This is a genomic window from Mesorhizobium denitrificans (genome assembly GCF_003403035.1).
GTDB lineage: Bacteria > Pseudomonadota > Alphaproteobacteria > Rhizobiales > Rhizobiaceae > Mesorhizobium_G > Mesorhizobium_G denitrificans.
The window spans coordinates 1-7,520 of the sequence record NZ_QURN01000022.1 but is presented as its reverse complement, the minus strand read 5'-3'; the positions used below and the strand labels follow the sequence as shown (position 1 = coordinate 7,520).

General features: G+C 57.9%; 1 protein-coding gene. It reads right to left on the bottom strand.

Translation table 11 applies throughout. The features are described from left to right. On the bottom strand, nt 1–7,520 hold a 7,520-nt coding region (locus DY251_RS20025; RefSeq protein WP_116625679.1), incomplete at both ends, for an Ig-like domain-containing protein.

Genomic DNA, 7,520 nt, shown 5'->3' with positions numbered 1-7,520 from the left:
CAACGCCGGAACCATTATTGGCAAACAGATCGCCATTGATCGACGTGTTCTGGTTCGTCGCAAACGCATCATTCTGCGCAACCGGCGCGTCATTCATCGGCGAAACCGGCCCCAGCGTCAGAGTCGCGGTGTCGCTGCCACCCTGCCCATCGCTTACAGCATAGATGATTACCGGCACAGGACCGTTGTAGTTAAGCGCGGGCGTGAAGGTGAAAGCACCATTCGCAGTCAGCAGCAACGTGCCCACATTCGGGATCGTCGCCGTCGCGCCCGCCGAATAAGAATTCGCGCCGATTGTGAAGCCCGTCACCGTGAGCGGATCGCCGTCGACATCGGTATCATTCGTGAGAACATTGCCTGTAGCGGGCGTGTCCTCAACCACCGGAAGCGTGTCACTCGCCGCCACCGGATCGTCGTTTTCGTCCGTCACTGTAATCGTCAGCGTGGCCGTGTCGGTCAGGCTGTTCGGGTTGGAAGCAGGCCCGTCAGCCATCGTATAGGTGATGACCGGGACGTTTCCGAAATAGTTTGTGACAGGGTTGAATGTATAAGTACCGTCGGCATTTATAACGATGGTGCCAACGCCTGCGATTGTTGCCGTTGCACCCGCCGCGTAAACGGTCGCATCTCCAGCCACGCTGAAGCTGCGCACTTCGAGATCGGCGGCGCTGTTGTCAACGTCCACATCGTTTGACAGCACATTGCCCGTCGCATCGACATCTTCTGTCGTGCCGTCGATGTCATCCACCGCCTGAGGCGCGTCATTCGCCCCGTTCACGGTAACGGTAATGGTCGCGACGGCAAAACCGCCTTCACCGTCCGAAATGCGATAATTGACCGTAGTGGTGCGCTGCTCGCCCGGTTTCAAATCATCAAAAGATGTCCCCGGTTCGAAGATATAAGAACCATTGGCGCTGACGGTGAACAGCCCGCCGTTCGAGCCCGCAACCGCGACATCAATTCCGCCTGACGGATTCGCTCCCTGACCAACGCCGACGACAGTCAGCGTATCACCGTCTGGATCGGAATCGTTACCCAGCGCGTTGCCGCTTCCGTTAGAGTTTTCACCAACCGTAAGCGTGTCATTGACCGCTACCGGAACCGGATTGCTGATCGTCCAGTTGAATGTATCCTGAACTGTGCCGCCTTGGCCGTCGGATGCAATAACGGTGATCGAGTAGATGCCGCCGACACCGCCCTGTGACGCCGAATTATCGAGCGTGCCCGAAATAACGCCTGTGGTCGGATTGAGCACCAGACCTGCGGGCAACGTGCTGCCCGAAGCCAGCGCGTAGGTAAGCGCCGGGCTATCCGCATCCGCAAAGGCTCCAGAAATATTGACCGAAACCGTCGCGCCGTCCTGATTTGACTGATCCGCGATCGGCGTAACAACCGTTGGCGCATCGTTGCTGCCGGTGATGGTCACAGTCAACGTTGCAGTTGTGCTGTCGCCATCCCCATCCGTGATTTGATAGGTAAAGACCTCAGTGACGATCTGGCCTTGCGTCAGCGCGCTTGTCGCCGGGCGGCTATTGTCCAGCGTATAAACATATGTGCCGTTGTCGTTGAGCACCAGCGAGCCGTACGTCCCGTTCACAGTGCTGCCCGGCGCTCCAGATGGCGCGCCGGTGCCAAAACCGACAGCCGTCACCGGCGTGGCGTCGACATCCGCGCCCGTTTTGTCGTTTGTAAGCACATTGCCGTCAGCGGTATTGTCGCTGTTATCTTCCGTCACCGAATTAGTGTCATTGTTGGCAATCGGCACATCGTCAACGATGTTGATACGCAACGTATGCTCACTAAGGTTGCCAAGTCCGTCGCGGATAATCAGGTCGATATCGTCTGTCAGTATGCCCGTCGCCGGATGTGCAACCGCGGCGGTCAGCGTATAGCGATAGGTAACCTCGCCGGAGACTGCATTATAGCCGGTAAGCGTAAATGTACCCTCGCCCGTCGCAACAGTGACAGGCGTCGTCGCCAGATTAAGCAGCTGCGCATTCGTTACGATCTGGCCGTCAATGCTGATGGAGTCCAGGCCATGCTGGCCGGCAATGGCGCGGAATTCACCGTTCAGCGTCTCGCCGGTTCCCACAGCATTTGTGCCAGTGGGAAGATCTGATTCCAGCACATTCCCATCTGTGCCCGCGACCGGGCCGTCACCCAACCCAAGAATAGTCGGAGTACCGTTGATGGTGATCCGCACGGTTGCAGTCGCCGTCGATCCATCAGCATCCGTCACGATATAGGTGAACGTATCGGTCAGCGTAGCGGGCGGAATGAGTGCCGCAACTGTCGGATTGGCATAGTCCGGCGTATAGATATAGTTGCCCGAAGCATCGAGCGAGAAAGTGCCGTAGCTACCAGCGATCGCAGTTCCGACATTTCCCGGCGTTGGCGCTAAGGCGCCAATACCAACCGCAGTAACCGTCAAACCACCATCCGCGCCCGGCACATCGGCTGTGCCGTCTGCCGGATCGAGATCCGGCGCAGATGGATTATCCAGACCGGTAAGCACATTGCCGCCCGCCTGGCTCGATGGATTGCCCGCAACATTGATCGTTGCATCCTGATCATTATTGGCAATCGGCGCGTCGTCGTTGATCAAAATACCAAGCGTACCGCTCGCAGTATCACCATCGCCGTCAGTCAGCACGATTGCGACCGCTTCGATCACCTGACCGCCTGAATGATCCGCAGCCGAGGTCAGCGCAAACGTGTAGCTCACCGTGCCGGTCGCAGCGTCATAGCCGTTGATCGTAACCGTACCATGCGCGGTCGTTACGCTGATCGGCGTCGCGCCGCTCGTCTGCAACTGCGCATACGAAATAACCGTGCCGCCTACCGAAACGCTGGTCACACCATCGGCTGTTGCAATGGTAAAGCTGCCACTGGTGTTTTCACCCGTACCGGAAGGGTTCGTTCCGCTCGGAAGATTGCTTTCGTAGACCTGTCCGTCCGTGCCTGAAACCGGCCCGTCATTAAGTCCACCGACAAACTCAGGATCGTCCACAGCGGTAACGCTGAGCGTTAGCGTGGCGGTATCCGTACCGCCTTCGCCGTCCGTCACTGTGTAGGTCGCCACAGGCACAGAACCATTATAATTCGGGGCTGGCACGAAGGTGTAGGAGCCATCCGCGCGGATCGTAAGCGTCCCAACACCCGTTATGGTCGCGGTCTGACCTGCGGTGAAGACGGTCGGATTGCCTGCAATGGTAAAATTCGCCACCGACAAAGCATCGCCATCAGTGTCCGTATCATTTGACAGCAAGCCACTTGCCGCAGGCACATTGAAGGTAACGTCTTCCGTAACCGTACCGGCATCATTGCCTGCCACAGGGGCAGGGTTCAGGACTGTCCAGACAAACGTATCGGAAACGGAGAGGCCGCCAGCATCTGTAGCTGTCACTGTCACCGTATATGGATCTGTCGTGGAGGCCGAGGCCGTGATCGTACCTGAAATGACGCCCGTTACCGTATTGATCGAAAGACCCGGCGGCAGACCCGTTGCCGAATAAGACAGCGTCGGATTGTCCACATCGGTAAAGTTGCCCGAAATGTTCAAGCTAACCGCATCCGAATCATTATCGGTACGATCAGCTATCGGCGATGTAACAGTCGGCGCATCATTTTCTGCCGCAACAGTAATCGTAACAGTTGCGGTTTCGGTCACGCCGCCAGATGTGACAGTGTAGGTGAAGCCTGTCGTGCCATTATAGTTTAGCGCAGGGTCAAAGAGCACTGTTCCATTTGCCTGAACAGTAATCGTACCGCCCGTTATGGCAATCGGCACACCCGCCGTGAAGGATGCGCCATTGATCTGCGTAACAGCGGGCGAACCCTCGAACGAGTCGGCACTTGCACCACCCGTACCGGTAATGACATTGAACGTCAGATCGGTGTCTTCATTGGTCGAAACACTGTCATTCTGAATATCGACAACCGGCGTGATGTTGATGGTAACCGTATCTGTGTCGCTCTGCGCACCGCCTGTTCCGGTCGCGCCGCCGTCATTCGTCACCATCGTAAGCTGGACGGCGCCATTGAAGTCGGCGGGCGATTGCGTGAAGCTAGGAGCTGCAGCCGATGCGAGATAGGCGTTGAGCGCGGCAACCGTACCCTGAAGCGTGAGCGAGCTTGATCCTGCGCCGGAAACCGTGACGCCTGATCCGGATACAGCCTGAAGCGTGCCCGCAGTAACAGAAAGCGTAATCGATACACTCGAAGAACCAGCATCGACGTCGGCGATTGAAAGCCCCGTCAATTGCAGCGGTGAATCTTCCGGTGTCGTATAGGACGCAGGCAGCGTATTGACGGGCGCATCGTTCACGCCTGTCACATTGACCGTGACGGTTGCCGTTTCGGTTGCGCCACCGGAAGACACCGTATACTGGAAGGTCGTCGCGCCATTGTAATTCGCGTCGGGCGTGAAAGTCAGCGTGACGCCGTCGGCTGCCATGCTCACAGTGCCGTTTGCGACCGCTATCGCAGGGCCGCCCGCGGTGATTGCGACTCCGTCAATTGCAGTGATCTGGCGACCGGAATTCTCGAAACTGTCGTTCGAAAGCGGCGTGATCGCAACCGCAGTATCTTCATTGGTCGTGACGCTATCGTTTGCAATGTCCGCAACCGGAGTGATGTTGATGTTTATCGTATCGGTGTCGCTCAGAGCGCCACCTGTACCTGTGGCCCCACCATCATCAGTGGTCATCGTCAGCGCGACCGACCCATTGAAGTCAGCGACCTGCACGAAGTCGGGCGCAGAAGCCGAGCCGAGATAGGCGTTGATATTCGCCAGCGTGCCAGTCAGCACAAGCACGTTGGAACCAGAGCCCGAAACAGTGACGCTGCCACCGTTCAAAGCCGTCAATGTTCCAGATCCGCTCGGAACAGAAAGCGTCACGGTAATATTCGCGCTGCCCGCATCTACGTCAGCCACCGACAAGCCGCTGAGCTTGAGCGGTGCATCTTCCGCAACTGTGTAAGATGCAGGCAAGGTGTTGACCGGTGCATCATTCACTGCAGAGGTTGTGATTGTCACGGTAGCCGTCTCAACCGGCGTGCTGCCGCCACCTGCGCTCACAGAGTAAGTGAAGGTGGTCGTGCCGTTGAAGTTGCTTGTCGGCGTAAAGATAACCGATCCGTCTGCCTGAACGGTGATGCTTCCGCCTGTAACGGCAATCGGCGACCCTGCAACGAATGCCGCGCCATCGATCGCGGTCACAGTGCGCGAGCCTTCGAAATTATCAGTACCACTGACTTCGTTCAGCCCAGTCAAAACATTGAAGCTCACTGCCGTGTCTTCATTTGTCTGCACGACATCGTTCACAATGTCGGCCACCGGTGTAACGCGCACTGACACCGTGCTGTTTGCTGTAAGCAAACCGTCGCTGGTCGCAACGCCCAGATTGAACGACCCCGCTGCGCCATTATTGAAATCTGCCGTCGGCGTATAGATCAGCGTCGCCAGAACACTGTTGATCTCGCTCGCAGTGCCGGAAATCTGCACGGTACCCGTGCCATTTCCGGTAACCGTCGCCCCACCCGACAAGTCGGTTACGCCGAGCAAACCAGCGCCCGCCGGAATGGTCAAAGTCGTGGTCAGATTCGTGCTGTCGACATCGGCAACGCTAATACCCGAAATAGCAAGCGCAACATCTTCCGCCGTCGTCTGCGCCCCCGGCACCGTGTTCACCGGCGCATCGTTCACCGCCGCTATGTTAAGGGTAACGGTTGCCGTTTCGGTCACGCCACCCGAAGTCACCGTATAGGTGAAGCTCGTCGAGCCATTGTAGTCCGTGTTGGGCGTAAACGTGACTGTGCCGTCCGTTGCAACTGTGATCGTGCCGCCAGTAATCGAAATCGGCGTACCGGGCGTAAAGGTCGAGCCATCGATCGCCGTTACGAGCCTGCCCGCGTTCTCGAAGCTATCAGCTGTCGCGCCATTCGTGCCGGTGATCACATTGAATGTAATCGCCGTATCCTCGATGGCCGCAATCGTGTCATTCGTAATATCGGCAACAGCCGAAATATTGATCGGGATGACCGTTACGGCTGTCTGCGTTCCGCCGCTACCAGTGTTGCCCAGATCCGAAGTCGTCATGGTCACGTTGACCGTGCCATTGAAATCGGCAACCTGCACAAATGTTGGTGCCGAGCCAGAAGCAAGATAGGCGTTGATCGCGGCTTGCGAACCCGAAAGCACCAGGCTGTTGGTGCCCGAGCCGCTAACGGTCACGCCGCCGCTATCAGTCGCAGTCAACGTTCCAGAGCCACCCGGCACAGCCAGCGTAACGGTCATGCCGCTCGAACCCGCATCGACGTCGCTGATCGAAAGACCGGTTAGCTGCAGCCCGCCATCATCCTCAGCCTTTGTATAGTTGGCTGGCGCGGTGTTCACTGGAGCATCGTTGACCGAATTCACCGCAACATTGACGGTCGCCGTTTCAGTCACGCCGCCGGAGGTCACTGTATAGGTGAAGCTCGTCGTGCCGTTGTAGTTGGCCGTTGGCGTAAACGTCAGCGTATTGCCGTCGGCGCTCAGGCTAACCGTGCCGTTTGCCACGGTTACAGCGGCGCCTCCCGCGACAATTGCCGTACCGTTGATCGCCGTCAGCGTGCGGCCTGAATTCTCAAACGTGTCGTTCGCAAAAGGCGAGATCGTTGCGGCCGTGTCTTCATTGGTGGTCGCGGTATCGTTTGCGATGTCGGTAACAGCATTGATCGTTATCTGAACCGTATCGGTATCGGTCAGCGCGCCACCGATACCGGTGTTGCCGAGATCCGACGTAGTCATTGTCAGTGCGACCGTACCGTTGAAGTCAGCAACACCCTGATTGAACACAGGGCGAGTGCCTGCCACGGACAGGAACGTGTTGATATCCGCGACCGTACCAGTCAGCACCAGCGTGTTGGTACCTGAGCCAGTGATCGTAACACCGCCGCTGCCTGTTGCAGCCAGAGTGCCCTGTCCCGCAGGGACGGAAAGCGTCACCTCCACATTGCCAGAGCCCGCATCAATATCGCTTACAGCGAGGCCAGTAAGCGAAATCCCAGCATCCTCATTGCCGGACTGCGCGGGCAGGGTGTTGACGGGCGCGTCGTTCACCGCGCTCACATTGAAGCTGATGGTGTTCGGCGTCTGGTCGGTGTTCTGGCCGCCATTGGCCGTGCCGCCATTGTCGCGAACCTGGAAGGTGAAGCTCGACACAGCCGTGCCATTGCCATTGGCCGGCGGCGTCCATGTCAGTGTCGGGATCTGCGCAACCGTGATCACCTGGCCAGCCGTCACCGCAACGCCGTTCAAAAGCAGCGTGCCGCTGGCCGGAAGCGTGGTGATAATCACATCCTGGAATGCATTGGCCGGGCTGTCGTTCGGATCGCTGAAGCCGAAATCGGCAACGGCGAACGTATAGGCCGTGTCCTCATTCGTGGTGATCGTCTTGTCCGCACCCGCCGGTGCGTCATTGATCGACGTCACATTGAAGCTGATGGTGTTCGGCGTCTGGTCGGTGTTCTGGCCG